Origin of the sequence: Actinomadura sp. BRA 177 (genome assembly GCF_013372625.1) — a bacterium.
In the GTDB taxonomy this organism is placed as follows: domain Bacteria; phylum Actinomycetota; class Actinomycetes; order Streptosporangiales; family Streptosporangiaceae; genus Spirillospora.
Map to the genome: position 1 here is coordinate 1 of NZ_JABXFD010000544.1, position 23,706 is coordinate 23,706.

Genomic DNA, 23,706 nt, shown 5'->3' on the forward strand with positions numbered 1-23,706 from the left:
GCCCACTCGCGCGGCGTGTGGGTGCTGCTGCCCGAGGCCGAGCCCGCGCTGCGCGGGCGCCCGCGCCGGTGGGTCTCCAGTGGCTCCTTGGACGCCAGCACCGCGGCGGCGGCGCGCAGCGCGGCCAGGTGGGCGCAGACGTAGCGGACGGCGGGCGAGGAGGCCTCGGCCGCCTCGGCGAGGCCCATGCGGGCGGCGTGCAGCTGCCCGACGGCCGTGTGCGCCGGACGCGGCGCGGGCAGCGGGCGGTGGCGTGGGCTCGGCGGCGGGACGGACTGGGCGGCGGAGTGGACTCCGCGTGCGGTCATCGTTCCGGACATTGTGTGCCTCCTTCCGGGCTCGGGCCGGCCGGGCGGAGAGCTTCCCCTCACTCCGCCCGGCCGTCCGTCCCGCCGAAACACCGCGATCGGCGGGGACGTCGCCCTGGCGCGGTCCGCGAGTCCCGCGCCAACGTCGAACATAAGTTCGACGCATTCACAGTAAACCGTCCTGGCGGCGATTCGTCAACGTGTTCGAAGGTGTGTCGTTCCCCGCAGGTCAGCGGGCATGGCGGCAGTACACCAGCGGGGTACGACAGTTCGCCCCGGACGCGCTAGCGAGGCCGCCTGACGTGCACGGGGACGTTCGTCTTGAGGAGGTCCGGGAAGTACTCGGCGATGTGCATCGGCATCCGGACGCAGCCGTGTGACGCCGGATACTCCGGCACGTCCAGGGCGCCGTGGAAGGCGATGCCGCCGTTGAAGTAGATGGGGTTGTAGAGCCGGCCGAGGGGCGAGGTCTCCCAGCCGGTGAAGCGGCGTCCCGTCCGGAAGTCGCCCGTGCCCGTGGTGGCGTAGCGGCACCGGGCGACGGTGGCGCCGCGGTCCTTGGCGCAGTAGTACTCCCCCGACCCGGACGAGATGTGCGAGATGAGCCGCGGCTCGCCGTCCTTGTAGAGGACGAGGTACTGCCGCTTCAGGTCGACGTCGACGCGGTTCTTCTCCCGCTTCTTGGCCATCGGACGCGGCTGCTTGGGCGCCGCCAGCGCCTCCCAGAAGGACTTGCTCAGGGTGCTCTTCTGCTTGATGCGGTTGACCGCCTGGAACGCCCACACGGCCATCTGCGTGGACGGCCCGTACTTCCCGTCCACCTTGCCCGGGTCGTAGTTGAGTTCCTTGAGGCGGCGCTGGAGTTCCTTGACGTCGTCGCCCTTCGCACCCGGCTTCAGCTTGCGATGCGTGGGTGCGGGCGTAGGCGTGGGTGTCGCCGGGGCCGGAGCCGTCGTGGCCGGCGTGCCCTCCTGCGCGCGGGGGGCCGCCTGCTCCGTCCCGTCGCACCCCGCGAGGGCGACGGCCGCGATCAGCAGCACCGCGCTCTTCCGCACGTCGATCGGTATCCCGCGCATGGAGAAAGCTTAAAGTGCTTCCCATGCATCCGAATGCCGAAATCGTCGCGAAGGCCCTGCGCGACCATGGCGCGACCGGGGCCATCGTCGAGCTGCCCGACTCCGCGCGGACGGCGCAGGCCGCGGCGGAGCAGCTGGGCTGCGAGGTGGGCGCGATCGCCAACAGCCTGCTGTTCGACGCCGACGGGGCCCCGCTGCTGGTCATGACGAGCGGCGCGCACCGGGTGGACACCACGAAGGTGGCGGCCCTGGTGGGCGCGGCGAAGGTGCGGCGGGCGACGCCGGAGTTCGTCCGGGCGGCGACCGGGCAGCCGATCGGGGGCGTGGCGCCGGTCGGCCATCCGGCGCCGGTCCGTACGCTCGTGGACGTCTGGCTGAACAGGTACGGCGAGGTCTGGGCGGCCGGCGGGCACCCGCACACCGTCTTCCCCACGTCGTACGAGGAACTGCTGAGGATCACCGGGGGCACCCCGGCGGAGGTGGAGTGATGGAGCTCTGGCACAACCCGCGCTGCTCGAAGAGCCGCGCCGCGAAGGCCGCGCTGGACGAGGCGGGCGTCGAGTACACCGAGCGCCGCTACCTGGACGAGCCGCCCACGGCCGCGGAGCTGGACGAGGTGCTCAAGCGCGTCGGCGCCGAGCCGTGGGACGTGGCGCGGCTGAACGAGCCGGTCGCCAAGGAGCTCGGGCTGAAGGACATGGCGCGCGACCGGGCGCGGTGGATCGAGGTCATGGTGGCGAACCCGGTGCTGATCCAGCGTCCGATCGTGCTGACCGGCGAGGGCGCCGTCGTGGCCCGTGACGAGGAATCGGTGCGCAAGGCCCTCGACAGCCAGTGACAGCGGTGTGATTCTGGGGAGTCAGGGCACGTCGGCGATCGGTGACCTCCGGAGGTGCGATGACCGCGCAGATGCGCACGGGCCCGGCGGCGCGCGACCCGGAGTTCCGGGGGATCGACCCGCCCGCGCTCAACCAGGTCATCAAGCAGCTGCAGGACGCGCAGAACGCGATCCGGGGCTGGCTGAACGCGCACCGTCCCCCGCCGGGGGTGTCCACGGCCGGGTACCGGCAGGCCGACCAGGTGGCGCAGTGGGCCGCCGACCAGCTCGGGATGCTGTCGCGGCGGTACAACTACGCGATCACCCATCCCTCCCCCGGCGGCGGGGTGGGCGCCCCGCCGCCGCCCGCGCCCGCACCGGCGCCGGGCACGCCCCGCAGGGATCCGGTCGGAACGCCCCAACCCGTCAAGCCGCCGCCTCGCAAGGCGACGCCCAAGCCGACTCCCAGCGGCGCCGGGGACATCGGCAACTTCCCCACCCGGCAGGCCGCCGGGAAGGCCGCCAAGACCGATGCCCTGGCCGTGGTGGCGGCCGTCCAGGACGGCAGGCCCGTCCCCGACTCGGTCTGGAAGCACCTCAAGGCGAACGCCGACGACCCCGACTACACCGAGAAGCTGTACGAGCGGCTCGGCCCCGCCGCGACCGCCGATCTGCTCAAGGCCGCCGATGGCGACAAGGCGAAGCTGAAGGCCGTCCAGGAGTCGCTCGGGATCGCCAGCCACCATCTGACGATGGACGTGAAGTGGCTGCGCGCCTGCCTGGCCGAGGCCGACCGCGCCGGGGTCCGTCCCGTCGCCGTCCAGGTGCTCCTGGGCGCGGACATGAGCGAGCGGACGCGCACGGCCGTCGGAAAGCTCGACCTGCACGAAGTGACCAACGTCGCCTGAGAGCCTGAGAGGTCGCCATGGCCGCTCCCCCGCCTCCCGGGAGCCTGCCCCTGCCGCTCACCGGTGCCGCGGCCGCCGAGCTGTCGCCCACCGAGCAGCCGAATCCGGAGTACCAGCGGCTCTACCAGGCGTACGCGGACGCCTACGGCAGCATCGACCGGCTCCGGCAGGCCCTCGACGCACCGGTGAAGACGCTGCGCGGGACGGACGCGTGGCTGGGCCCGGAGGCGCGCACGTGGGGCGGGCGGCTCGACGCCGAGCGCGGGACGCTCAAGAAGGCCGCCGACCGCGTCCTGTGGGACATCTATGATCGGCTTTCCGCGACCCAGCGGACCGTCCCCCGGGTCTAGGCTCTTGCGAGTGAGGGACCCGAAGCTGCGCGAGATCGACGAACGCGCCTTCCTACGCAGGCTCAACCCCATGCTGGACGTGTACGCCTCGGCGATGGCGCCGCCGAACGAGCAGCTCCCCGGCCGGCACACGATCATGGAGCGGCACTCCTCGTACCCGGGGTTCCGCGCGTTCGTGGTCGAGCGGCGCGGGGCGCTGCCCGTCCTGGCCGGCCCCGTGCAGGGGTTCGCGTACGGGTTCCACGGGACGCGCGGCCAGTGGTGGCACGACGTCGTCCACCAGGCGCTGTCCGACCTGGAGGGCCCCGAGCACGCGGAGGCGTGGCTGGACGACGCGTTCGAGGTCGCCGAGCTGCACGTGCACCCGCAGGCCCAGGGCAGGGGGCTCGGCCGGAGCCTGCTCACCGCGCTGTGCGAGGGCAGGCCGGAGCGGACGGTCGTCCTATCGACGCTGGACCGGACGCCGGACACCCCGGCCCGCAACCTCTACCGCTCGGTCGGCATGGTGGACCTGCTGACCGACTTCGAGTTCCCGGGCGGCGGGCCGCGCTACGCCGTCATGGGCGGGACGCTGCCCCTGGCGCCGTACTCCCCGGCGCCGAGGAGCGAGTAGACCTCGCGCGTCGCCGTCGACTTGTTGAACGTGATGAAGTGGATGCCGGGCGCGTCCTGGTCCAGCAGCTCGCGGCACAGCTCGGCGGCGTGCTCGACGCCGAGCCGGCGCACCGCCTCCGGGTCGTCCGCGACGGCCTCGAACCGGGCCCTGACCTCGGGCGGGAACGGCGCGCCCGACAGCTGCTCGGACCGCTCGATCGTGCTCATCTGGGTGACCGGCATGATGCCCGGCAGGATCGGCACGTCGCAGCCGGCGGCGGCGACGCGGTCGCGGAGCCGGAAGTAGTCCTCGGCGCGGAAGAACATCTGCGTGATCGCGTAGTCGGCCCCGGCCCGGCACTTCTCGATGAAGTAGCGGACGTCGCTGTCGACGTCGGGCGAGCGCGGGTGCTTGTAGGGGAACGCGGCGACGCCGACGCAGAAGTCGCCGTAGGAGCGGATCATCCGGACCAGCTCGGCGGCGTACTCGACGCCGTCGGGGTGCTTGACCCACTCGCCCATCGGGTCGCCGGGCGGGTCGCCGCGCAGCGCGAGGACGTTGCGGACGCCGGCCGCGGCGAACCGGCCGATCAGGTTGCGCAGCTCGGCCTGCGAGTGGTTCACGGCGGTGAAGTGCGCGACCGGGGTCAGGGTGGTGTCGGTGGCGATCCGCTCGACGATGTCGACGGTCGTGTCGCGGGTGCCGCCGCCCGCGCCGTAGGTCACGGACACGAACGTGGGGTGCAGGGACTCCAGCTCGCGGATCGTACGCCACAGGTTCCGCGCGCCCTTGTCGGTCTTGGGCGGGAAGAACTCGAAGGAGAAGGACCTGCCTCCCGAGGCCAGCAGCTCTCGGACGGTCGGGGGCCGGTCGGGGCGTACGCGTCGCATTCCCCAAGCCTACAGAAGGCCCGCGCGGGGTCCCGGAGCCGCCGTTATGCGTGATGCTCACCACACCTCACGGGCGTTATGTCCCTATTTCCGAAGATCCAGTGACTTCTCACGTTTTAGCGGCAGGGTTGAATCCGTCCAGGTGGATACGATCTCGGCATGTCGACCAGCCGTATTCGCAAGGAGGTCGACGAAGCCCTCCTCGGCTTCGTCGACCGGCAGCGCCCGGCGCTGCTGGCCATCAGCGACGACCTCGGGCCGCTGCTGTCCGCCCTCGACGCCCTGCTCGGCGGCGGCAAGCGGCTGCGCCCCGCGTTCTGCTACTGGGGGTGGCGCGCCGCGGGCGGCGCGGACGGCCCCGGCATCGTGGCCGCCGCCGCGTCCCTGGAGCTGCTCCAGGCGAGCGCGCTGGTCCACGACGACGTGATGGACTCCAGCGACACCCGCCGCGGCCAGCCGTCCGCGCACCGCCGGTTCGAGGCGCTGCACCGCGCGCAGGGCTGGCCGGGCGACGCGGAGGCGTTCGGCGGCGGCGCCGCCATCCTGCTCGGCGACCTGTGCCTGGCCTGGTCGAGCGAGATGTTCGAGACGTGCGGGCTGGACGCCGAGCGGCGCGGCCGCGGCCGGGCCGTCTACGACCTGATGCGCACCGAGGTCATGTGCGGCCAGTACCTCGACATGCTGGAGGGCACCCGCGGCCGGGCGACCGTCGCGACGGCGCTGCGCGTCGTCGAGTACAAGAGCGCCAAGTACACGATCGAGCGGCCGCTGCACCTCGGCGCCGCGCTGGCGGGCGCCCGCCCGGACGTGGCCGGCGCGCTCACCGGCTACGGCCTGCCGCTCGGCATCGCCTTCCAGCTCCGCGACGATGTGCTCGGCGTGTTCGGCGACCCGGCCGCGACCGGCAAGCCGGCCGGCGACGACCTGCGCGAGGGCAAGCGCACCGTGCTGATCGCGCTGACGTTGGAACGTGCCTCCGCCGCGCAGGCCGCGGCGGTGCGGCGCCGCCTCGGCGACCCCGGCCTGGACCGTCCCGGCGTGGACGAGCTGCGCACGATCATCGAGGAGACCGGCGGCCTCGCCGCGTGCGAGGCGATGATCGAGCGGTACCAGCGCGAGGCGGAGAAGATCCTGGACTCCGCCCCCATCGACCCCGAGTCCCGGCAGGCACTCGGGGAGCTCGCGGTGGCCGTCGCCACGCGCAGCACGTAATGACACAATCCGGCCAAATTTGTCGAGCGGACTAGAACTTTCCCACTGATTGGTGGCAGAAATGTCGCCATGTGCGCCGACACCCCGGGGAACCGCGTCCCGCGCTTCGACCCGCTGCCCGAGGACCAGTGGGACGACGTGCTGAAGGCGGTGGCCGCCACGACGGGGCCGCTGAACATCTTCACCACGTTCGCCCGCCACCCGGAGCTGTTCCGCTCCTGGATCGGCTTCGGGTCGATGCTGCTGATGCACGGCACGCTCGGCGACCGGGACCGCGAGCTGGCGATCCTGCGGACGGCGCACCGCCGGTCCTGCGCCTACGAGTGGGAGCACCACCGCGGGCTCGCGCTCGGCGCCGGGCTCACCGAGGCCGAGATCGCGGCGATCAAGCTCGGCATCGACGGCCACGACTGGAGCGACGACGACCGCATGGTCCTCACGGCCGCGGACGAGCTGCACGCGCGGGGCACGGTCACCGACGCGACGTGGACGGAGCTGGCCACCCGGTTCGGGGAGCGCGAGCTGATCGAGCTGGTCATGCTGATCGGCCACTACCACATGGTCGCCTTCACCCTTAACGCGCTGCGCGTCCAGAACGAGGGAGAGCACTGATGCGGACGGGACGGTGGCTTCCGGCAGCGGGAGCGCTCGCGGCCGTGCTCGCGCTGACGACGGTTCCGGCGCCCGAGGCGGCGCGCGCGGCGGCGGGGCGCTGCGGCGACCCGGCACAGCGGCCCTGGTGCGACACCTCGCTGACGCCGGACCAGCGGACGGCGCTGCTGCTTCCGAAGATGACCGACGACGAGAAGATCGCGCTGCTGGCGTCCGACGACCCGTTCGGCGGCCCGCTGGGCGGGTTCTTCGAGGACGCGCACGCCGACACCAACAACGGGATCGAGCGGCTCGGCATCCCGCCCGTCTACATGACCGACGGCCCGGCCGGCGTCCGGCAGGGCAAGGCGACCGAGCTGCCCGCGCCGATCGCGCTCGCGGCCGGCTTCGACCGGGACGCCGCGAAGCTGTACGGCGGGACGGTCGCGTGGGAGGCCAGGCACCGCGGCAACGACCTGGTCTTCGGCCCGACGGTGGACGTCCTGCGACTACCCGACAAACTGCACAGCCGACGGGTGTTTCAGGAAAGCAATCGCACCCATCTGACTGCACCGCCGAGCACGGCATTGCCGAGCCCGCCAAAGGCAGGCCCGGCACAGAACCGCCGATTACAACGCGTTCATGGTCAACTTCACAGCCGTCAACGACCAATCCGTCGAAATCGGTCGTCTCCACCGATTCGCGCTCTCCGCCCGCGGCTGGCTGCCGCACCAAAGTCGCATCCACCACTGTGCGTGGTGCGGGACCGTTGACTGAGCCCCACGCCGGGAAAACCCAGCGACATCCACCCGGTCAACGCCATCTGAACCGTATCCCCGGCAAGCCGGTTCGTGCCTTCCAAGCTCACGGACGGACACGAAAAGACTACTGAGTCGCTTCGTAATCCGCAGGCGAATTATGCAACTCCGTCGCAGGCCTCTCAAGGGGCGGGCTGAAGATGGCCGTCGCGCAGAAGAAGGTCACGCAGGCGACCATCGACGGGCACGCCCGCAACATCCTGCGGACGATGTTCAAGTTCGGCGTGTTCGACCGGCAGGCTTACCCGAACGACCTCTCCCGCATCGACCGGACGGCGAGCGAGACCGCCGCACGGCGGATCGAGGAGGCGGGGATCACGCTGCTGAAGAACGACGGCGCCCTGCCGCTGAAGGCGCCCAAGTCGATCGCGCTGATCGGGCGGGCCGCGCAGGCGGGCCCGAGCGGGTTCGGCTCCGCCAGGGTCGTGCCGTTCACGTCCGTCAGCGCGCAGGACGGCATCGCGCACCGCGCCGGGTCCGGCACCAAGATCACCTTCAACAACGGCGACAACCGCGGCGACGCCGCGAACGCGGCGCGGAACGCCGACGTCGCGATCGTGTTCGCCACCGACAGCCAGGGCGAGTTCTTCGACAAGTCGTGCCTGACGCTCCAGTGCGGCGAACCGCTGCGGGGCGACCAGGACGGGCTGATCTCCGAGGTCGCCAAGGCCAACCCCAACACCATCGTCGTGCTGAACACGGGCGGCCCCGTCCTGACGCCCTGGGCCGGCCAGGTGAAGGGCATCGTCGAAGCCTGGTATCCGGGGCAGGAGGCGGGGAACGCGCTGGCGCGCGTCCTGTACGGGGACGTGGATCCGGGTGGACGGCTGCCGGTGACGTTCCCCGTGAGCGAGAACGACGCGCCGGCGTCCGGGAACCCCGCCCAGTACCCCGGCGTCAACAAGACCGTCACGTTCTCCGAGGGTGTCATGGTCGGCTACCGGCACTACGACGCGAAGGGCATCAAGCCGCAGTTCCCGTTCGGGCACGGCCTGTCCTACACGACGTTCTCCTACAGCGGGCTCAAGGCGAGCACCAAGTCGGTTCAGGTGACCGTCACCAACACCGGTGACCGGACGGGCATCGCCGTCCCGCAGCTCTACATCGGCATGCCGTCGCCGGGCGTGGACGTGCCGCAGCCGCCCAAGCAGCTCAAGGGCTACGGCAAGGTCACGCTCGCGCCGGGCCAGAGCACCACGGTGACGTTCCCGCTGTCCGCGCGGTCGTTCGCCTACTGGAACGAGGAGGCGAAGGCGTGGAAGGTCGCGGACGGCTGCTACCGGGTCATGGTCGGCTCCTCGTCCCGACAGATCGCCCAGACCGGGACGTTGGGGACATGCCGGTAAAAACAAAGATCTCGGTTCCCCTGCCGCGCTCAGCCGCGACGCGGTACAAATAAGGAAATCTTCGTCCGTCCCCGCCGAGTCGGAGTTCTCCAGTGCCGCACGACACCTCCCGCGGGAGGACGAATTCCCATCCCGCGCGTCCCGCCGCCGCCCGTTCCGGGCGTCCGGGGCATCCGGGACACACCGGCCGGGCCGGCAAGCCCCGGACCGGGCAGCCGCGCCAGAACGGCGCGTCCCGTCCCGGGCACGGCCGCGACCGGCGGCACGAGACGCCGCTCGGCCCCGACGACCCGCGCGGCCTCGGCGGCTACACGCTGCTCGGCCGGCTCGGCGAGGGCGGCCAGGGCATCGTCTACCTCGGCCGCGACCGCGACGGCGAGTTCGTCACGGTCAAGCTGCTGCGCGGCGGCGCGACGGCCGGGCAGCGGGCGCGCAGCCGCTTCGTCAAGGAGGCGGACGCGGCCCTGCAGGTGTCCGGCCGACACACCGCGCGCGTCCTGGACGCCGACATGAGCGGCGACCGCCCCTACATCGTCAGCGAGTTCGTCGAGGGGCCCTCGCTCCAGCACGTCGTCGAGGACCGCGGCCCGCTGACCGCGCCGCAGCTGCGCAAGCTCGCGCTGCGCACGGCGGCCGCGCTCGCCGCGATCCACCGCGCCGGGATCGTGCACCGCGACTTCAAGCCCGGCAACGTGCTGCTCGGCCCGGACGGCGCCAAGGTCATCGACTTCGGCATCGCCCGCACCGCGGACGCGACGCCGCTGACCACCGGCCCGGTCGGCACGCCCGCCTACATGGCGCCCGAGCAGATCGAGGACGAGCCGGTCGGGCCGCCCGCCGACGTGTTCGCCTGGGGCGCCGCGATGGTGTTCGCCGCGACCGGCCGCCCGCCGTTCGGCACCGGGCCGAGCGCGGCGGTGATGCGCCGCGTCACCTCCCGGCGGCCCGACCTCGGCGACATGCAGGGCCCGCTGCGCGACCTCGCGGCCCGCTGCCTGGACAAGAACCCGGCCGCGCGGCCGACGGCGCCGCAGCTCGTCCGGGCACTGCGGGAGGGCAGGAACCCCGTGCCGAAGCCGCGCCCCACCAAGATCCCGCGCTACCGCTGGCGGATGATGGTCGCGCTCGGCGCGGTCGTCGCCGCCGGGTTCGTGCTCGGCATGCTGTTCTGAGGGCCCGCCCTCACCGGTGACGTCCGCACCGGTGACGCCCTCACCAGTGCGGCGGGCGGTCCTCCAGCAGGCGGGCGTCGTTGTCGTCGCCGCCGCGCCATTCGCCCCAGCCCGTGTCGGTGTCGTCGGACGTCTGGTCGGGCAGGATCTCCAGGTCGTCGTCCAGATCGACGGTCCAGTCGTCGTCGGGTCCCAGGCTCATGTGCCCCATTCTGGGCGATCGTTCCCGTGCTCCGCACCGTGATCTTGGTCAAACCCGGGCGGGTTCAGGCCGCCAGCCGGCGCGCGAACTCCGCCGCCGCGGCGCCGGGATCGTCCGCCTCGGTGATCGCGCGCACCACGACGACGCGGCTCGCGCCCGCCGCCAGCACGTCGCCGAGGTTCGCCAGGTCGATGCCGCCGATCGCGAACCACGGCCGCGCGGCGCCCTGCGTCGCCACGTACTCCAGCAGCTTCGGGCCGGGCGCGGGACGGCCCGGCTTGGTCGGCGTCGGCCACACCGGGCCCGCGCAGAAGTAGTCGGCGCCCGGCTCCACGGCCGCCGCCGACGCCTGCTCGTCCGAGTGCGTGGACCGGCCGATCAGCGGGTCGCCGCCGACGATCTCGCGGGCGGCGGGCACCGGCAGGTCGTCCTGGCCGAGGTGCAGCACGTCCGCGCGGACGGCGTGCGCCACGTCGGCCCGGTCGTTGACGGCGAGCAGCGCGCCGTGCCGCTCGCAGGCCGCCCGGAAGATCTCCAGGTAGGTCATCTCGTCCCGGGCCTCCAGGCCCTTCTGGCGGAACTGGACGATGTCGACGCCGTTCGCGAGGACGGCGTCCAGGAAGTCCGGCAGGTCTCCTTGCCGTTCCCGCGCGTCGGTGCAGAGGTAGAGGCGGGCTCGGCTGAGCCGGGCGCGCAGCGCGACGGCGCGTTCGGAGGGGAGGTGCCTGGACACGGCCGGGAACGTCCTTTCAGCTGGTCATGCGGGATCGCGGGGCCCGCGGCGGTCTGCCGCCGCGTGACCCCGCGATCGTGTCACGTGCGTTGTCTTCCGTTGATACCAGGTGGTCTCAGAAGGCGAGTGCCTGGGCGCGGCGGCGGACCTCGGTCCCCCGGTTCTCGGTGAGGGCGTCCACCGGTGTGCCCGGCAGCGTGTCGTCGGCGGTGAACAGCCAGCGGATGGTCTCCACGTCGTCGAATCCGGCGTCCGACAGGAGGGTGAGGGTGCCGGGGAGGCCCTTGATGACCTGGCTGTCCTTGATGAAGGCCGCGGGCACCATCGGCTCGCCGCCCCGGCGCACCGCGAGGATCCGGTGCTCGTGGATGAGCTGCTTGATCCGGTTGGGCTTGATCCCGAGCCGCTCCGCGGCGTCGCGGAGGGTGAGCCAGTCGCCGGCCAGGGCGTCGGTCCGGGGGTCGAGTGCGCTGTCAACGGTTGCGTGCATCTGCGTCACGCCCCCTTGCTACCACGCCGCCGGAATCCTCAAACCCCCTGGACAGCGGTGACCTTCCGGCGCCGATCGCCGTCAGCGAACGGCCTGCCGGACGGGGACGTCCGGGTCGGCGATCGCCTCGGGGTCCACCGGCGTCCCGGCGGCGATCACCCGCCTCGCCTGTACCAGGTCACGGGGCCTGCCGACGGTGAGGACCGCGTCGAGGCGGTCGCCGGTCAGCCACACGACCGCCCACTTGCGGCCGGACGGGTCGCCCCGGTGGACGAGGCGCTCGGAGGCGGCGTGATTGCCGGCGTACTGCACCATCCGCCCGAACTGCTCCGACCAGAAGTAGGGGGCGGCGTCGTAGGCCGCGTCCTGCCCGAGGAGGGAGGCGGCGGCGATCGCGGGGGCGTTGAGGGCGGTGTCCCAGTGCTCGACGAGGAGCCGCCGCCCGTACCGCGCCGACCACCAGGCGGCGCAGTCGCCGGCCGCCACGATGTCCGGGCGGGGGGTGCCGGGCTCGTCCTCGCCCTGGTGGGCGCGGAACGAGCCGTCGGTGACCACGCCGCGCCGCACCAGCAGGCCCGAGCCGTCCAGCCAGGACACGTCCGGGCGGACGCCGATGCCGACCACGACCTCGTCCGCGTCGATCCGCCCGCCGCCGGCGAGGGCGAGGCCGCCGTGCTCGACGGCGGCGACCTTCACGCCGGTGCGCAGCTCGACGCCCGCCTCGGCGTACCAGGGGGCGGTCAGCGCGCCCACCTCGGGCCCGATCGCGTTCGCGAGCGGGGTGTCGGCCGCCTCGACGACGGTGACGCGGCAGCCCTTCTTCGCCGCGGTGGTCGCGACCTCGGCGCCGATCCAGCCGGCTCCGACGATCACGATCCGGGCGCCCTCGGTCAGCCGGGAGCGCAGGTCGCGGGAGTCGTCGATGGTCCGCAGGACGTGCTGGCGGCCGTCCCCCGGCAGCGTGACCGGGGTGGCGCCGGTCGCGATGACGAGGCCGTCGAACGGCAGGTCGCCCGCCGTGGACGCGAGCACGCCGCCGTGGCCGGGCTCATAGAGGCGCAGGCCGGTGGCGCGCTCGCCGAGCAGCAGGTCGCAACGCAGCGCGTCCCAGTCGGCGTCGACCGTCGTGTCGTCGGAGTCGCCCGCGAGGACGGCCTTGGACAGCGGCGGCCGGTCGTAGGGCCGGTGCCGCTCCGCCGACACGAGCGTCAGCGCGCCCTCGTATCCCTTGCTCCGCAGGGCCTCCACGGCGCGCACGCCGGCCAGCCCGCCACCCACGACGATGACCTTCTCCATGGGAGGCCAGCCTAATGCGCCCCGATTTTCGAGTGGACACCTGTCCAGATGTTGGACCGCTGCACCAAGGTCGTAAGGTGGGAACCGGATAAAACGGCACAGAGCGCGGGAGTCCGGTGCGACCGGGCTGAGAGGGCGGCTGGACGGGCCGCCGACCGCCAGACCTGATCCGGATCATGCCGGCGAAGGGAGCGCGCATGCAGGTCGTGATCGTGGGGGCGGGGGTCATCGGCCTCGCCGCCGCCTGGCGCACCGCGGCGGGCGGTGCCACCGTGACCTTGGTCGACCCGGCGCCAGCGAGCGGGGCCTCGTCGGTGGCGGCGGGCATGCTCACCCCGGTCAGCGAGCTGACCTACGGCGAGGAGCCGCTGCTGCGGCTCGGCCTGGCGTCCCGCGAGCGGTACGGCGCGTTCGCCGCCGAACTGGAGGAGCTGACCGGCCTGGAGACGGGCCACCGCACGGACGGGCTGCTCCAGGTCGCGTTCGACGCCGACGACCTGAAGTACCTGGACGACCTGCGCCGCTTCCAGGAGAGCCTCGGCATCCCCTCGGAGGCGCTGACCGGGCGGGAGTGCCGGCGGGCTGAGCCGATGCTCGCGCCCGGCGTACGCGGCGGGCTGCTCGCCCCCGAGGACGGCTCGATCGACCCGCGCCGGCTTACTGCGGCGCTGCTGGCGGCGGCCGAGAAGCTGGGCGTCCAGATCGTCCGCCGGCGGGCCGTGCGGGTCGTCGTCGAGGGCGACGCGGCGACGGGAATCGGCCTGGACGACGGGACGGTGCTCCGCGCCGACCGGGTCCTGCTCGCCGCCGGGCCCTGGTCGGGCGATCTTGAGGGGCTGCCGCCCGGGACCGTGCCGCCCGTCCGCCCGGTGAAGGGCCAGGTGATCCGGCTCCGCACCCGCATGCCGTTCCTCCGGCGGACCACGCGCGGCCTGGTGAAGGGCTCGTCGGTCTACCTGGTGCCGCGCGCGGACGGCGAGATCGTCCTCGGCGCGACGCAGGAGGAGCTGGGCTTCGACACGCGGGTCACCGCCGGCGGACTCTGGGAGCTGCTGCGGGACGCCCGCGAGCTGCTGCCCGGCATCACCGAGCTGGAGTTCGCCGAGGTCGGCGCCGGGCTGCGGCCCGGCTCACCGGACAACGCGCCGGTCATGGGGCCGACGGCGCTGCCCGGCCTGTTCGCCGGCACCGGGCACTTCCGCAACGGCGTCCTGCTGGCGCCGGTGAGCGCCGACATCCTGTCCGCGATGCTGCTGGACCGTCCCGTCCCCGAGGTCGCCGGGCCGTTCTCCCCGGCCCGTTTCTCCGAGGTGCAGGCATGAAGGTGATCGTCAACGGCGAGCCGCGCGAGCTGGCGGACGGCACGAGCGTCGCCGAGGTCGTCGCGTCCGTCACCACCGCGCGGACGGGCGTCGCGGCCGCGCTGAACGACGAGGTCGTCCGCCGCTCGGCCTGGGAGACGACGACGCTGCGCGACGACGACCGGATCGAAGTGCTGACCGCCGTGCAAGGAGGCTGACATGTCGGACCCGCTGGTCATCGCCGGGGAGGAGCTGGGCTCCCGGCTGATCATGGGGACGGGCGGCGCGCCCAGCATGCAGGTGCTGCGGGAGGCGCTGACCGCGTCCGGGACGGAGCTGACCACGGTCGCGATGCGGCGGGTCGACCCGTCCGCGCGCGGCTCGGTGCTGGACGTCCTGAAGGAGTCCGGCATCCGGGTGCTGCCGAACACGGCGGGCTGCTTCACCGCCGGGGAGGCCGTGCTCACCGCCAAGCTGGCCCGCGAGGCGCTCGGCACGCACTGGGTCAAGCTGGAGGTGATCGCGGACGAGCGCACGCTGCTGCCCGACCCGATCGAGCTGGTCGAGGCCGCCGAGCAGCTCGTCGACGACGGCTTCGCCGTCCTGCCGTACACCAACGACGACCCGGTGCTGGCGCACCGCCTGGAGCAGCTCGGCTGCGCCGCCGTGATGCCGCTGGGCTCCCCGATCGGATCGGGGCTCGGCATCCGCAACCCGCACAACATCGAGCTGATCGTCGAGCGGGCGACCGTCCCGGTGATCCTGGACGCCGGGCTCGGCACCGCGTCCGACGCCGCCCTCGCCATGGAGCTGGGCTGCGACGCCGTGCTGCTCGCGACCGCCGTCACCCGCGCGCAGCATCCCGAGCGGATGGCCGCGGCGATGCGGCACGCGGTGGAGGGCGGACGGCTGGCCCGGCTGGCCGGACGCATCCCGAAGCGCCGCTACGCGCAGGCGTCCTCCCCCTTCGAGGGCCTCGCCACCTAGTAGCGTCGCTAAACAGTCACCTGTAGGAATATTCGCTGGACCTGAAACCTGCGCGTTACCAGACTGGGACCCGGTCCACCCCAGGCATGCCGCAACCCGGCACGTTCCTTCGGTGTTCATGGAAACGACCCATACCTAAGGTGCGTGACATGCAGCAGCAGAACACGGGTCGCGTCGACAGGCGCGCGGTCGCCGCCGCCACGGTCACGGTGGTGCTCTGGGCGTCCGCCTTCGTCTCGATCCGCAGCGCCGGCGCCGAGTACGGGCCGGGCGCGCTCGCCCTCGGCCGCCTCCTCTCCGGGACGGTCGTCCTCGGCGCCCTCTGGCTCATCAGGCGCGAGGGCCTGCCGCCCAGGGCCGCCTGGCCGGGCATCGTCACCGCCGGCGTCCTGTGGTTCGGCGCCTACATGGTCGCGCTGAACTGGGGCGAGCAGCTCGTGGACGCGGGCACCGCCGCCCTCGTCGTCAACATCGGGCCGATCCTGATCGCGCTCCTCGGCGGCTGGCTGCTCAAGGAGGGCATCTCGTCCCGGCTGGTGATCGGCATGGCCGTCTCGTTCGCGGGCGCCGCCGTCGTCGGGCTGTCGATGTCGGGCGAGGGCCGCGCGTCCGTCGGCGGGGTGCTGCTCTGCCTGGTCGCCGCGATCACGTACGCGGCGGGCGTGGTGAGCCAGAAGCCCGCGCTGCGGCACGCCTCCGCGCTGCAGTTCACCACGTTCGCGTGCGCCATCGGCGCGCTCGCCTGCCTGCCGTTCTCCGGGCAGCTGATCTCGCAGGCCGCCGACGCCCCGGCCGGCGCCACCCTCAACATGGTCTACCTGGGCGTCTTCCCGACCGCGATCGCGTTCACCACCTGGGGGTACGCGCTGGCCCGCACGTCCGCCGGGAAGATGGGCGCCACGACCTACGCGGTCCCCGCCCTGGTCGTCGGCATGTCGTGGCTGTTCCTCGGCGAGGTCCCCGGCCTGGTCACGCTCGCCGGCGGGCTGCTCTGCCTGGCCGGCGTCGCCGTCTCCCGCAGCACCGGCCGCCGCGTCCCGCCGGAACCGGACATCCCGCACGAATCAGCCCCCGGGCTCATCGATGCTCATACTCGCGACTGATGAGATCCGCTGCCATTCACCCGTAAACTCGCACCGATGGACACGACGGTCGCAGATCCACTCGTCGGGCAGGTGCTCGACGGGCGCTACCGCATTGAGTCCCGCATCGCGCGCGGCGGCATGGCCACGGTCTACCTCGCGCGGGACCTCCGCCTCGACCGCACCGTCGCGATCAAGGTGATGCACGCCGGACTCGCCTCCGACGAGGACTTCGTCGCCCGCTTCATCGGCGAGGCGAAGGCCGCGGCGGCGCTCTCGCACCCGAACGTCGTCGCGGTCTACGACCAGCGCACCGACGGCGAGCACGTCTTCCTCGTGATGGAGTACGTCGCGGGCCGGACCCTCCGGGACGCGCTGACCTCGCTCGGTCGGCTCGGCCCGCGCGCCGCGCTGGAGATCATCCAGCCGGTGCTGGCCGCGCTCGGCGCCGCGCACCGCGCCGGCCTCGTGCACCGCGACGTCAAGCCGGAGAACGTCCTCATCACCGAGGACGGCCAGGTCAAGGTCGCCGACTTCGGGCTCGCCCGGGCCGAGACCGCGAGCAAGATGACCAAGACCGGCATGATCATCGGAACGGTCGGCTACCTCGCGCCCGAGCAGGTGCTGTCCGGCAGCGCCGACGTCCGCTCCGACGTGTACGCCGCCGGGGTCATGCTGTTCGAGCTGCTCACCGGGCACCTCCCGCACCAGGCCGACACGCCGCTCGCGGTCGCCTACAAGCACGTGAACGAGACGGTGCCGCCGCCGTCCCACCTCGTCCCGGGCATCCCGCAGCGGGTGGACGACCTGGTCACCGACGCCACGAGCCACGACCCGTCCCGGCGCCCGCAGGACGCGAACCAGTACCACGCCGAGGTCGCCGAGGTGTTCGGCGGCCTGCCCCGCGACTTCGACCGGCGGATGGAGGAGTCGACCCGCGGCACCACGAGCGTCTTCGAGGCGCCCGCCCCCGGGCACACCGCCGTCCTCGACCCGCGCACGATGCCGGCCGAGGAGTACGTACCGCAGCGCACGAGGACGGACCGGGCGATCGGCGCGCTGACCGGCCGCTACGTCCTCGTCGCCATCGGCGCCATCGCCGCGCTCATCCTCGGCTGGGCGGTCTGGTACCAGACGTCCGGGCAGTACGAGCACGTCCCGTCGTCGATCATCGGCATGAAGGTCTCCGACGCCCGCGACCAGCTGGAGTCCAAGGGCCTGGACGTGCGGACCGCCAACGCTGTCTACGACGACCGCGTCCACAAGGGCGCCGTCGCCAAGTCCGACCCGGCCGCCGGCGCCCGCGTCGCCAAGGGGCAGACGGTCACGCTCACCCCGTCCAAGGGCATCACGCCCCGCGAGGTCCCGGACGTCGAGGGCAAGAGCCTCGCCGACGCCAAGAAGGCCCTGGAGGACAAGGGCTTCTCCGTGGGCCGGACGAGTACCAGCCCATCTCAGACAGTGGCCAAGGACAGGGTCATCAGCACCGACCCGGACGCCGGCGAGAAGCAGTCCCCCGACGAGCCCGTCGCCATCGTCGTCTCCAGCGGCATGTCGATGCCCGACCTCGTCGGCCAGAACGGCGACGCCGCCGCCAACCAGCTGCGCTCCATGGGCCTGAACGTCAGCGTCCAGAAGAAGAAGGTGGACGGCAAGGAACCGAACACGGTGATCAGCCAGGCCCCCACCGAGGGCACCGGCGTCTCCCGCGGCGACGACGTCACCATCGTGGTCAACAAGCGCGACTGCATCGTCGACGCGGGCCCGTTCCAGTTCGGCTGCGACGACGGCGACAACAAGAAGGTCCCCGTGCCCGACATGACGAACCGCACCGTGAAGGACGCCAGGAAGGCCCTGAAGGAGTCCGGTTTCAAGGTCAACGTGACGGGCTTCGGCGGCGACATCGTCCGGTTCCAGTCGCCGTCCAGCGGCGAGGCCCCGCGCGGCTCCACCGTCACCATCGTCCGGGGCCCGTGACCGGCTAGGCTGAACGTGCCATGACCAAGAACCCCGTAGGGGCGCACGTCCCCGTGGCCGGCGGCCTCGCCGCCGGCGGCCTGAAGTACGCCGCCGAGATCGGCGCCGAAGCGATCCAGGTGTTCGTCTCCAACCCCCGCGGCTGGGCGCTCCCCGAGGGCAGGCCCGCCGAGGACGCGAAACTCCGCGAGCACGGCATACCCGTCTACGTGCACGCCCCGTACCTGGTCAACTTCGGCTCCCCCACCCCGGAGACGCTCGCCAAGTCCATCGCGACCGTCCGCCACTCCCTCACCCGAGGCAGGGCGATCGGCGCCCGCGGCGTAGTCGTCCACACGGGCTCCGCCGTGTCCCAGACCTACGAGGAGGCCATGGCCCAGGTCCACGAGCACGTCCTCCCCCTCCTCGAAGAGATCCCCGAGGACGGCCCGGACCTCCTCCTGGAACCCATGGCCGGCCAGAACAACATGCTCTGCGCCAAGGTCCAGGACCTGGCCCCGTTCTTCGAGAAGCTGGAGCACCACCCGAAGCTGGGCGTCTGCTTCGACACCTGCCACGCCTTCGCCGCCGGCCACGACCTGGCCGCCCCCGGCGGCGCCAAGCAAACGATCGACGCCCTGATCGCCACCGTAGGCGAGGGCCGCCTGAAGCTGATCCACGCGAACGACTCCAAAGACCCCTGCGCCTCCGGCCGAGACCGCCACGAGAACATAGGCGCCGGCCAAATAGGCGAACACCCCTTCGCCGACCTCTTCACCCACCCCGCAGCAGCCGGCGTCCCCTTTCTAATAGAAACCCCAGGAAGAGCCCCAGAGCCTCACGCAAAAGACATAAAAACCCTAAAACGCCTACGCGACGCGAGCCGATAAGGGTGACCGCAACCCACTAGGGCAACGACCCCAGCCCCCGCTTCAGCCACGCAGCGACCCTGACCGCCGCGATTGCGACCGAAGGCAGGTTCGAGCCTGCGAGAACCTGATCGCGCAGCGAGCCGCTAGGCGAGTCGGATGCGATGCAGCAATCGCACGCGTTTCTCGACGATGGAGGGCCCTCTAGGGCCCGAAGGAGGAGAGAAACGCAATAAACACGACTCGGGCGCCGCTGGACAACCCCCCGACTGTTCAGCGACGCCCGAGCCACAGGTCGCCTGATCCCACCCCCCCGGTACGGGATCCGGCGACTCCGATCCGGCGTGTGCCGGATCTCCGGAATTTGCTGTTGTGGGGGGTGTCGCGGCCGGGATGCGGCCGCCCGCCCCTCCGGTGGCGGTGTGGCGTGTGGTGCCACTGAGAACATTAGACGCGCGGCACGGCCGGACGGCACCAGGAAAACACGGCCCTCGATAAGCGGTACGTAGTCGTAGATGTGTGTAGCGTAGTCACACGACGAGCGGTCGATTTGACGGGACGAGCGGTCTCGACCCCAGCCACGCAGCGACCAAAGCCGCCGCGATCGCGACCGAAGGCAGGTTCGAGCCCGCGAGAACCTGGAGCCGCCAGGCGAGCCATACAGGTGACCGCAACCCACTAAAGCAACAACCCCCAGCCCCCCGCCCAGCCACGCAGCGACCCTGACCGCCGCGATTGCGACCGAAGGCAGGTTCGAGCCTGCGAGAACCTGATCGCGCAGCGAGCCGCTAGGCGAGTCGGATGCGATGCAGCAATCGCACGCATTTATCGACGATGGAGGGCCCTCTAGGGCCCGAAGGAGGAGAAAAATGCAATGAACAGAGGGATACCGCGATCGTGGTGGCGAACGCGGTCGGGGCTATCAGGAGGGCCGGTTCGGCCAGGAGGGCTGCGGGCCAGCCGGGGGCGGCGGTGTGGAAGAGGCGGGTGAGGCCGGCGGTGATGGCGAGGCCGCCGCCGGTGAGGAGGCCGGCGGCGGCGCCGGCGGGGGTCAGGCCGCGCCACCAGATGCCGAGGACGAGCAGCGGGCACAGTGAGCAGGCGGATACGCCGAGCGCCATGGTGACGAGGCCGGCGGCGCCCTGCGGGCCGATGGCCGGCAGCAGGGCGAGGGGGGCGGCCAGCGCGGCCACGACGCCGGCGCGGAAGGCGGCGGGGCCGGTGCGGCGGGCGCATTGGGCGAGTGTCCCGCCGATGGCGACGGCGAGGCCGCAGGATGTGGAGATGAACGCGGCGAAGGCGCCGGCGGTGATGAGGCCGGTGAGCAGCGCGCCGGGGGTGCCGGGGAGCATCCGGCGCGGGAGCAGCAGGAGGGTGGCGTCGGTGTCGCCGGTCATGAGGAGGTCGGGGGCGTAGATGCGTCCGAGCGTCCCGTAGAGGGTGGGGAACACGTAGAACAGGGCGAGGAGGACGGGGACGAACGCGGCCGTGCGGCGGGCGGCGCTTCCGGACGGGCTGGTGTAGTAGCGCATCAGGATGTGGGGTAACCCCATCGTGCCGAGCAGGACGCCCAGCATCGCCGAGTAGGTGCGGTAGAGCCCGTGTTCCTCGCCGCGGCCGAAGGGTGTGGCCCATGTGCCGCCGTCCTGGACGGGCAGCTGTTCGGCGTGCGGGGCGGCGGTGCCGGCGGGGAACACCACGTCGGTCCCGCGGGCGATGGTGTGGCGGCCGGCCGGTAGCCGTACGGGGTCGCCGTGGTGGCGGGCGCCGTCCACGCGGCCCCGGGCGGTGACGGTGACGTCCGCGGGGACGGTGACGGTGACGTCGGTGCGCACGTGCACCCGCGTGGTGCGCTCGAACCGGGGGATGCCGTCGCCGAGGGGTCCGTGGCCGCCGCCGGACATGTGCCACATGCCGAGCAGTGCGACGGCGGGCACCGCCACGGCGGCCAGCTTCACCCAGAACTGGACGGCCTGGACAGCGGTGATGCTGCGCATCCCGCCGGACAGGACGAGGGCGAGCGTGACGGCGACGACGACGGCCCAGCCCGTCCAGGCGGGGGCGCCGGTCAGCACGCGCAGCGTCACGCCCGCGCCCTGGTACTGCGGCAGCAGGTAGAACCAGCCGATGAAGCAGACGCAGCCGGTGACGATGTGGCGGACGGCGCGCGAGCCGAGCCGCCACTCGGCGAAGTCGGAGATCGTGTAGGCGCCGGAGCTGCGCAGCGGCGCGGCCACGAGCGCCAGCAGCAGCACGTGTCCGGCGGTCGCGGCGATGGGGAGCCACAGCATGTCGGCGCCGTAGGCGAGCACGAGCCCGGCGGTGCCGAGGAAGGACGCGGCGGAGATGTACTCGCCGCCGATCGCGGACGCGTTCCACCAGGGGGTGACACCGCGCGAGGCGACGAGGAGGTCGGACGTGGTGCAGGCGGTGCGGCGGCCGTGAACGCCGCGGGCGGCGGTCAGCCCGAGCACCGCGACCAGTGCGGTGAGCGCCGCCGCGGCCGGTGCGGTCACCGGAGGCCCGCCGCGCGCTCGGCCTGCTCGGCCCGTCTCAGCTGCCGGAACGAGACGGCGATCCAGACGGGCTGCACGCCGAGGACGAGGACGAGCCAGTACAGCGGCACGCCGTGCACGCGGGCCCGCGCGACCGCCGGGACGAGCGCCAGCAGCGGCAGGCCCACCAGGACGGTCGCGACGATCGCGCAGGTACCGAGGGCGATCCGCAACTGGGCGCGCATCAGGGCCTGGACGTCGGCGGGCCCCTGACCTGGGATGTTTTCCCAGGTATCGAGCGGGTCCCGGTCCGGTGGGCCGCCTTCCGGCGCGCTGCGGGGGCCGCCCTCCGCCGGCACGGGTGCGTGGACGGCCGTCTCCGCCGACACCACGACCCGGCGCTCGGCCGTCATGACGGGTCTTCCCCCTGCCGCCCCGGGTCCTGGTCCTCGTCCCCGTCGCCGTCTTCGTCCGGCTGGTGGAACCGCCGCACCAGGCGGTCTCGTACCTCGCGGGTGTGGCGGCGGCTGACCTGCAGCAGTTCGTCGCCGATCCGGACGGCCGCGCGGCCGCCGTCGAAGCGCACCTCGGTGATGTGCGCGCACGCGACCAGGGTGCTGCGGTGGATCCGGATGAACCCCGCCGCCTCCCACCGCTTGGTCAGCGCCGACAGCGGCATCCGGACGAGGTATCCGCCGTCGGCGGTGTGCAGCCGGACGTAGTCGCCCTGCGCCTCCACGTGCGTCACGGTCCGGCGGGAGACGAGCCGGGTCCGGCCGCCGAGCTCGACGGGGATCAGCTCGTCGTCGGGGTCGGCGGCGGACGCCGCGGTCGGCGGGCCGGTGCGGTGCACGGCCGCGGCCACCCGGCGGACCGACTCTGCGAGCCGCTCCGGCCGGACCGGTTTCAGCAGGTAGTCGAGCGCGCCCAGTTCGTAGGCGGTGACGGCGCAGTCGTCGTGCGCGGTCACGAACACCACGTGCGGGGGCGCGGCGAACCCGGTGAGCAGCCGGGTGAAGTCGAGCCCGTCGAGCCCCGGCATCCGGATGTCGAGGAACACGGCGTCGAGGCGCTCCCCCGCGACGAGCATGCGGCTGAGGTCGCGGAGCGCGGACGAGGCGTCTCCGGCGCCGGTGACCTGCCCGATCCGCGGATCCTGGCGGAGGAGGTAGGCCAGCTCGTCCAGTGCGGGGCGTTCATCGTCGACGGCGAGGACGTGGAGCATGAGGGCGACTTTGCCGCGATTACCGTCCGTCCGCAATCGATTCCAGGAAGTGAGTACCGCGTCACCCGGTCATGCGTCACTCCGGAAACACGCCTGGACGGTACTTCGGAACGCGCAAATTGACCTTGGTTCCGGCACCGAGCGCTGTCTCGACGGTGAGCCCGTACTCGTCGCCGTAGACCTGCCGCATGCGCTCGTCGACGTTGGCGAGGCCGATGCCGGGGCCCGCGTGCTCGTCCCGCCGGGGCCGGGGCGCCATGCTGCCCCAGCCGGTCGGGCCGGGCCGGCCGAGCGGGGCGGACAGGATCTCCTGGAGCCGCTCGGGGTCCATGCCGACCCCGTCGTCCTCGACGCTGATCGCCGCCTCGGCGCCCGAGTCGCGCGCCGTGATCGCGATGTGGAACGGTGTGCCGCCGCCCGCCATGCCGTGCCGGACGGCGTTCTCCACGAGCGGCTGCAGGGCCAGGAATGGGACGGCGACCGGCAGCACCTCCGGCGCGACGTCGACGCTGCAGCTCAGCCGGTCGCCGAACCGGGCCCGCTCCAGCAGCAGGTAGCGGTCGATGGAGCGCAGCTCGTCCGCGAGGGTGGTGAAGTCGCGGGGGTTGCGGAAGGAGTAGCGGGCGAAGTCGGCGAAGTCCAGCAGCAGGGCGCGGGCGCGGTCGGGGTCGGTGCGGACGAACGAGGCGATCGTGGTCAGCGAGTTGTAGACGAAGTGCGGGGAGATCTGCGCGCGCAGCGCCCGCGTCTCGGCCTCGCCGAGCCGGATGCGGGCGGTGTCCAGCTCGGCCAGTTCCAGCTGGGCGGCGACCAGCCGGGCCGCCTCGCCGGCGGCGCGGACGCGGGCGGCCGACGCGCTCCGCCAGTACGCGGTCAGCGTGCCCTCCACCCGCCCGTCGACGGTGAGGGGCGCGGTCAGGCCCGTCCGGACGGGGCAGCGCGGGTCGGCGCAGCCGGCCGGGACCGGCGCGGCGACCCGGGGCCGGC

General features: G+C 72.7%; 27 protein-coding genes and 1 riboswitch. Of the genes, 16 read left to right on the forward strand and 11 right to left on the reverse strand.

Annotation, left to right across the window (positions count from 1 at the left end; translation table 11 throughout):
- Both HUX53_RS30860 and HUX53_RS30865 read right to left on the reverse strand, forming a co-directional pair.
- A partial coding sequence (locus HUX53_RS30860; RefSeq protein WP_255205812.1) for an SAV_6107 family HEPN domain-containing protein occupies window positions 1-308 on the reverse strand: 308 nt, incomplete at its 3' end.
- Between the two features lie 284 nt (window positions 309-592).
- On the reverse strand, window positions 593-1,384 hold the full coding sequence (locus HUX53_RS30865; RefSeq protein ID WP_176406737.1) for a L,D-transpeptidase family protein: 792 nt from the start codon (window positions 1,382-1,384) through the stop codon (window positions 593-595).
- 23 nt (window positions 1,385-1,407) lie between these two features.
- Here HUX53_RS30865 and HUX53_RS30870 point away from each other — a divergent pair, with 23 nt between their 5' ends.
- The 5 genes from HUX53_RS30870 to HUX53_RS30890 are packed head-to-tail and all read left to right on the forward strand — an operon-like array spanning window position 1,408 to window position 4,072.
- Window positions 1,408-1,872 carry a YbaK/EbsC family protein gene (locus HUX53_RS30870; protein WP_176406738.1) on the forward strand — a complete coding sequence of 155 codons (465 nt, stop codon included), beginning with the start codon at window positions 1,408-1,410 and terminating at the stop codon, window positions 1,870-1,872.
- Window positions 1,872-2,222 (forward strand): arsenate reductase family protein, encoded by a 351-nt coding sequence (locus HUX53_RS30875; protein WP_176406739.1) that lies wholly within the window; start codon window positions 1,872-1,874, stop codon window positions 2,220-2,222. The genes HUX53_RS30870 and HUX53_RS30875 overlap by 1 nt, the downstream gene beginning before the upstream one ends.
- Window positions 2,223-2,281: 59 nt before the next feature.
- Complete coding sequence (locus HUX53_RS30880) at window positions 2,282-3,109, forward strand: hypothetical protein (RefSeq protein ID WP_176406740.1); 828 nt, start codon at window positions 2,282-2,284, stop codon at window positions 3,107-3,109.
- 17 nt (window positions 3,110-3,126) lie between these two features.
- Window positions 3,127-3,459: a hypothetical protein gene (locus tag HUX53_RS30885; protein WP_176406741.1), complete on the forward strand. Its 333-nt coding sequence runs from the start codon at window positions 3,127-3,129 to the stop codon at window positions 3,457-3,459.
- A gap of 10 nt (window positions 3,460-3,469) precedes the next feature.
- Window positions 3,470-4,072 (forward strand): GNAT family N-acetyltransferase, encoded by a 603-nt coding sequence (locus HUX53_RS30890; protein WP_309237516.1) that lies wholly within the window; start codon window positions 3,470-3,472, stop codon window positions 4,070-4,072.
- On the opposite strand, the gene metF is transcribed toward HUX53_RS30890, so the two are convergent.
- Entirely contained in the window at window positions 4,009-4,944 is a 936-nt protein-coding gene (metF, locus tag HUX53_RS30895; protein WP_176406743.1) for a methylenetetrahydrofolate reductase [NAD(P)H], read from the reverse strand. The two genes, HUX53_RS30890 and metF, sit on opposite strands and share 64 nt — an antisense overlap.
- A gap of 159 nt (window positions 4,945-5,103) precedes the next feature.
- Between metF and HUX53_RS30900 the strand changes: the two genes are divergently transcribed.
- The 5 genes from HUX53_RS30900 (at window position 5,104) to HUX53_RS30920 (ending at window position 10,083) form a co-directional block, all read left to right on the forward strand.
- Window positions 5,104-6,156 (forward strand): polyprenyl synthetase family protein, encoded by a 1,053-nt coding sequence (locus HUX53_RS30900; RefSeq protein ID WP_176406744.1) that lies wholly within the window; start codon window positions 5,104-5,106, stop codon window positions 6,154-6,156.
- Window positions 6,157-6,225: 69 nt separating this feature from the next.
- A complete protein-coding gene (locus HUX53_RS30905; protein ID WP_176406745.1) occupies window positions 6,226-6,768 on the forward strand; it encodes a carboxymuconolactone decarboxylase family protein in 543 nt (180 codons plus the stop codon).
- On the forward strand, window positions 6,768-7,520 hold the full coding sequence (locus tag HUX53_RS30910) for a glycoside hydrolase family 3 N-terminal domain-containing protein (protein WP_176406746.1): 753 nt from the start codon (window positions 6,768-6,770) through the stop codon (window positions 7,518-7,520). Before HUX53_RS30905 ends, HUX53_RS30910 begins: the two co-directional genes overlap by 1 nt.
- A 185-nt stretch (window positions 7,521-7,705) precedes the next feature.
- Window positions 7,706-8,911, forward strand: a complete 1,206-nt coding sequence (locus HUX53_RS30915) for a glycoside hydrolase family 3 C-terminal domain-containing protein (protein WP_176406747.1) — start codon at window positions 7,706-7,708, stop codon at window positions 8,909-8,911.
- 92 nt (window positions 8,912-9,003) lie between these two features.
- Complete coding sequence (locus tag HUX53_RS30920) at window positions 9,004-10,083, forward strand: serine/threonine-protein kinase (RefSeq protein WP_176406748.1); 1,080 nt, start codon at window positions 9,004-9,006, stop codon at window positions 10,081-10,083.
- A 40-nt stretch (window positions 10,084-10,123) separates the two neighbouring features.
- On the opposite strand, the gene HUX53_RS30925 is transcribed toward HUX53_RS30920, so the two are convergent.
- The 4 genes from HUX53_RS30925 to HUX53_RS30940 form a co-directional block, all read right to left on the reverse strand.
- Window positions 10,124-10,285 (reverse strand): hypothetical protein, encoded by a 162-nt coding sequence (locus tag HUX53_RS30925; RefSeq protein WP_176406749.1) that lies wholly within the window; start codon window positions 10,283-10,285, stop codon window positions 10,124-10,126.
- 64 nt (window positions 10,286-10,349) lie between these two features.
- On the reverse strand, window positions 10,350-11,018 hold the full coding sequence (gene thiE / locus HUX53_RS30930) for a thiamine phosphate synthase (protein WP_176406750.1): 669 nt from the start codon (window positions 11,016-11,018) through the stop codon (window positions 10,350-10,352).
- A 115-nt stretch (window positions 11,019-11,133) separates the two neighbouring features.
- The gene (locus HUX53_RS30935; protein ID WP_176406751.1) at window positions 11,134-11,508 is read right to left on the reverse strand and encodes a helix-turn-helix domain-containing protein; all 375 of its coding nucleotides are present in this window, start codon (window positions 11,506-11,508) and stop codon (window positions 11,134-11,136) included.
- 81 nt (window positions 11,509-11,589) lie between these two features.
- Window positions 11,590-12,804, reverse strand: coding sequence for an NAD(P)/FAD-dependent oxidoreductase (locus HUX53_RS30940; RefSeq protein WP_176406752.1), 1,215 nt, complete (start codon window positions 12,802-12,804; stop codon window positions 11,590-11,592).
- Between the two features lie 95 nt (window positions 12,805-12,899).
- A riboswitch (TPP riboswitch) is annotated at window positions 12,900-13,012 on the forward strand.
- Between HUX53_RS30940 and thiO the strand changes: the two genes are divergently transcribed.
- The 6 genes from thiO to HUX53_RS30970 all read left to right on the forward strand — a co-directional run bounded on the left by thiO (window position 12,981) and on the right by HUX53_RS30970 (window position 19,020).
- Window positions 12,981-14,126 carry a glycine oxidase ThiO gene (thiO, locus tag HUX53_RS30945; RefSeq protein ID WP_255205813.1) on the forward strand — a complete coding sequence of 382 codons (1,146 nt, stop codon included), beginning with the start codon at window positions 12,981-12,983 and terminating at the stop codon, window positions 14,124-14,126. (Overlaps the previous riboswitch by 32 nt.)
- Window positions 14,123-14,323 carry a sulfur carrier protein ThiS gene (gene thiS / locus HUX53_RS30950; RefSeq protein WP_176406753.1) on the forward strand — a complete coding sequence of 67 codons (201 nt, stop codon included), beginning with the start codon at window positions 14,123-14,125 and terminating at the stop codon, window positions 14,321-14,323. Before thiO ends, thiS begins: the two co-directional genes overlap by 4 nt.
- A gap of 1 nt (window position 14,324) precedes the next feature.
- On the forward strand, window positions 14,325-15,092 hold the full coding sequence (locus HUX53_RS30955; protein ID WP_176406754.1) for a thiazole synthase: 768 nt from the start codon (window positions 14,325-14,327) through the stop codon (window positions 15,090-15,092).
- 149 nt (window positions 15,093-15,241) lie between these two features.
- Entirely contained in the window at window positions 15,242-16,195 is a 954-nt protein-coding gene (locus tag HUX53_RS30960; RefSeq protein ID WP_176406755.1) for a DMT family transporter, read from the forward strand.
- 36 nt (window positions 16,196-16,231) lie between these two features.
- Window positions 16,232-18,151: a Stk1 family PASTA domain-containing Ser/Thr kinase gene (gene pknB, locus HUX53_RS30965; RefSeq protein ID WP_176406756.1), complete on the forward strand. Its 1,920-nt coding sequence runs from the start codon at window positions 16,232-16,234 to the stop codon at window positions 18,149-18,151.
- 20 nt (window positions 18,152-18,171) lie between these two features.
- On the forward strand, window positions 18,172-19,020 hold the full coding sequence (locus HUX53_RS30970; protein WP_176406757.1) for a deoxyribonuclease IV: 849 nt from the start codon (window positions 18,172-18,174) through the stop codon (window positions 19,018-19,020).
- Window positions 19,021-19,787: 767 nt separating this feature from the next.
- Here HUX53_RS30970 and HUX53_RS30975 read toward each other — a convergent pair.
- The 4 genes from HUX53_RS30975 to HUX53_RS30990 all read right to left on the reverse strand — a co-directional run.
- Window positions 19,788-21,515 carry a cation acetate symporter gene (locus tag HUX53_RS30975; RefSeq protein ID WP_176406758.1) on the reverse strand — a complete coding sequence of 576 codons (1,728 nt, stop codon included), beginning with the start codon at window positions 21,513-21,515 and terminating at the stop codon, window positions 19,788-19,790.
- Window positions 21,512-21,907: a hypothetical protein gene (locus HUX53_RS30980; protein ID WP_176406759.1), complete on the reverse strand. Its 396-nt coding sequence runs from the start codon at window positions 21,905-21,907 to the stop codon at window positions 21,512-21,514. Before HUX53_RS30980 ends, HUX53_RS30975 begins: the two co-directional genes overlap by 4 nt.
- Window positions 21,904-22,719: a LytTR family DNA-binding domain-containing protein gene (locus HUX53_RS30985; protein WP_176406760.1), complete on the reverse strand. Its 816-nt coding sequence runs from the start codon at window positions 22,717-22,719 to the stop codon at window positions 21,904-21,906. The genes HUX53_RS30980 and HUX53_RS30985 overlap by 4 nt, the downstream gene beginning before the upstream one ends.
- Window positions 22,720-22,795: 76 nt before the next feature.
- Window positions 22,796-23,706, reverse strand: a 911-nt coding sequence (locus tag HUX53_RS30990) for a sensor histidine kinase (protein ID WP_176406761.1), incomplete at its 5' end; no start/stop codon positions are given.

Excerpts from the sequence above, each read along its gene's own strand:
- HUX53_RS30910 (WP_176406746.1), top strand. The coding sequence starts at position 6,768 with ATGCGGACGGGACGGTGGCTTCCGGCAGCGGGAGCGCTCGCGGCCGTG.
- HUX53_RS30960 (WP_176406755.1), top strand. The coding sequence starts at position 15,242 with ATGCAGCAGCAGAACACGGGTCGCGTCGACAGGCGCGCGGTCGCCGCC.
- thiO (WP_255205813.1), top strand. The coding sequence starts at position 12,981 with ATGCCGGCGAAGGGAGCGCGCATGCAGGTCGTGATCGTGGGGGCGGGG.
- HUX53_RS30880 (WP_176406740.1), top strand. The coding sequence starts at position 2,282 with ATGACCGCGCAGATGCGCACGGGCCCGGCGGCGCGCGACCCGGAGTTC.
- pknB (WP_176406756.1), top strand. The coding sequence starts at position 16,232 with ATGGACACGACGGTCGCAGATCCACTCGTCGGGCAGGTGCTCGACGGG.
- HUX53_RS30955 (WP_176406754.1), top strand. The coding sequence starts at position 14,325 with ATGTCGGACCCGCTGGTCATCGCCGGGGAGGAGCTGGGCTCCCGGCTG.
- HUX53_RS30940 (WP_176406752.1), bottom strand. The coding sequence starts at position 12,804 with ATGGAGAAGGTCATCGTCGTGGGTGGCGGGCTGGCCGGCGTGCGCGCC.
- HUX53_RS30875 (WP_176406739.1), top strand. The coding sequence starts at position 1,872 with ATGGAGCTCTGGCACAACCCGCGCTGCTCGAAGAGCCGCGCCGCGAAG.
- HUX53_RS30915 (WP_176406747.1), top strand. The coding sequence starts at position 7,706 with ATGGCCGTCGCGCAGAAGAAGGTCACGCAGGCGACCATCGACGGGCAC.
- HUX53_RS30980 (WP_176406759.1), bottom strand. The coding sequence starts at position 21,907 with ATGACGGCCGAGCGCCGGGTCGTGGTGTCGGCGGAGACGGCCGTCCAC.
- HUX53_RS30905 (WP_176406745.1), top strand. The coding sequence starts at position 6,226 with ATGTGCGCCGACACCCCGGGGAACCGCGTCCCGCGCTTCGACCCGCTG.
- HUX53_RS30970 (WP_176406757.1), top strand. The coding sequence starts at position 18,172 with ATGACCAAGAACCCCGTAGGGGCGCACGTCCCCGTGGCCGGCGGCCTC.
- HUX53_RS30925 (WP_176406749.1), bottom strand. The coding sequence starts at position 10,285 with ATGAGCCTGGGACCCGACGACGACTGGACCGTCGATCTGGACGACGAC.
- HUX53_RS30935 (WP_176406751.1), bottom strand. The coding sequence starts at position 11,508 with ATGCACGCAACCGTTGACAGCGCACTCGACCCCCGGACCGACGCCCTG.
- HUX53_RS30870 (WP_176406738.1), top strand. The coding sequence starts at position 1,408 with ATGCATCCGAATGCCGAAATCGTCGCGAAGGCCCTGCGCGACCATGGC.
- HUX53_RS30985 (WP_176406760.1), bottom strand. The coding sequence starts at position 22,719 with ATGCTCCACGTCCTCGCCGTCGACGATGAACGCCCCGCACTGGACGAG.
- HUX53_RS30900 (WP_176406744.1), top strand. The coding sequence starts at position 5,104 with ATGTCGACCAGCCGTATTCGCAAGGAGGTCGACGAAGCCCTCCTCGGC.
- metF (WP_176406743.1), bottom strand. The coding sequence starts at position 4,944 with ATGCGACGCGTACGCCCCGACCGGCCCCCGACCGTCCGAGAGCTGCTG.
- HUX53_RS30865 (WP_176406737.1), bottom strand. The coding sequence starts at position 1,384 with ATGCGCGGGATACCGATCGACGTGCGGAAGAGCGCGGTGCTGCTGATC.
- HUX53_RS30885 (WP_176406741.1), top strand. The coding sequence starts at position 3,127 with ATGGCCGCTCCCCCGCCTCCCGGGAGCCTGCCCCTGCCGCTCACCGGT.
- thiS (WP_176406753.1), top strand. The coding sequence starts at position 14,123 with ATGAAGGTGATCGTCAACGGCGAGCCGCGCGAGCTGGCGGACGGCACG.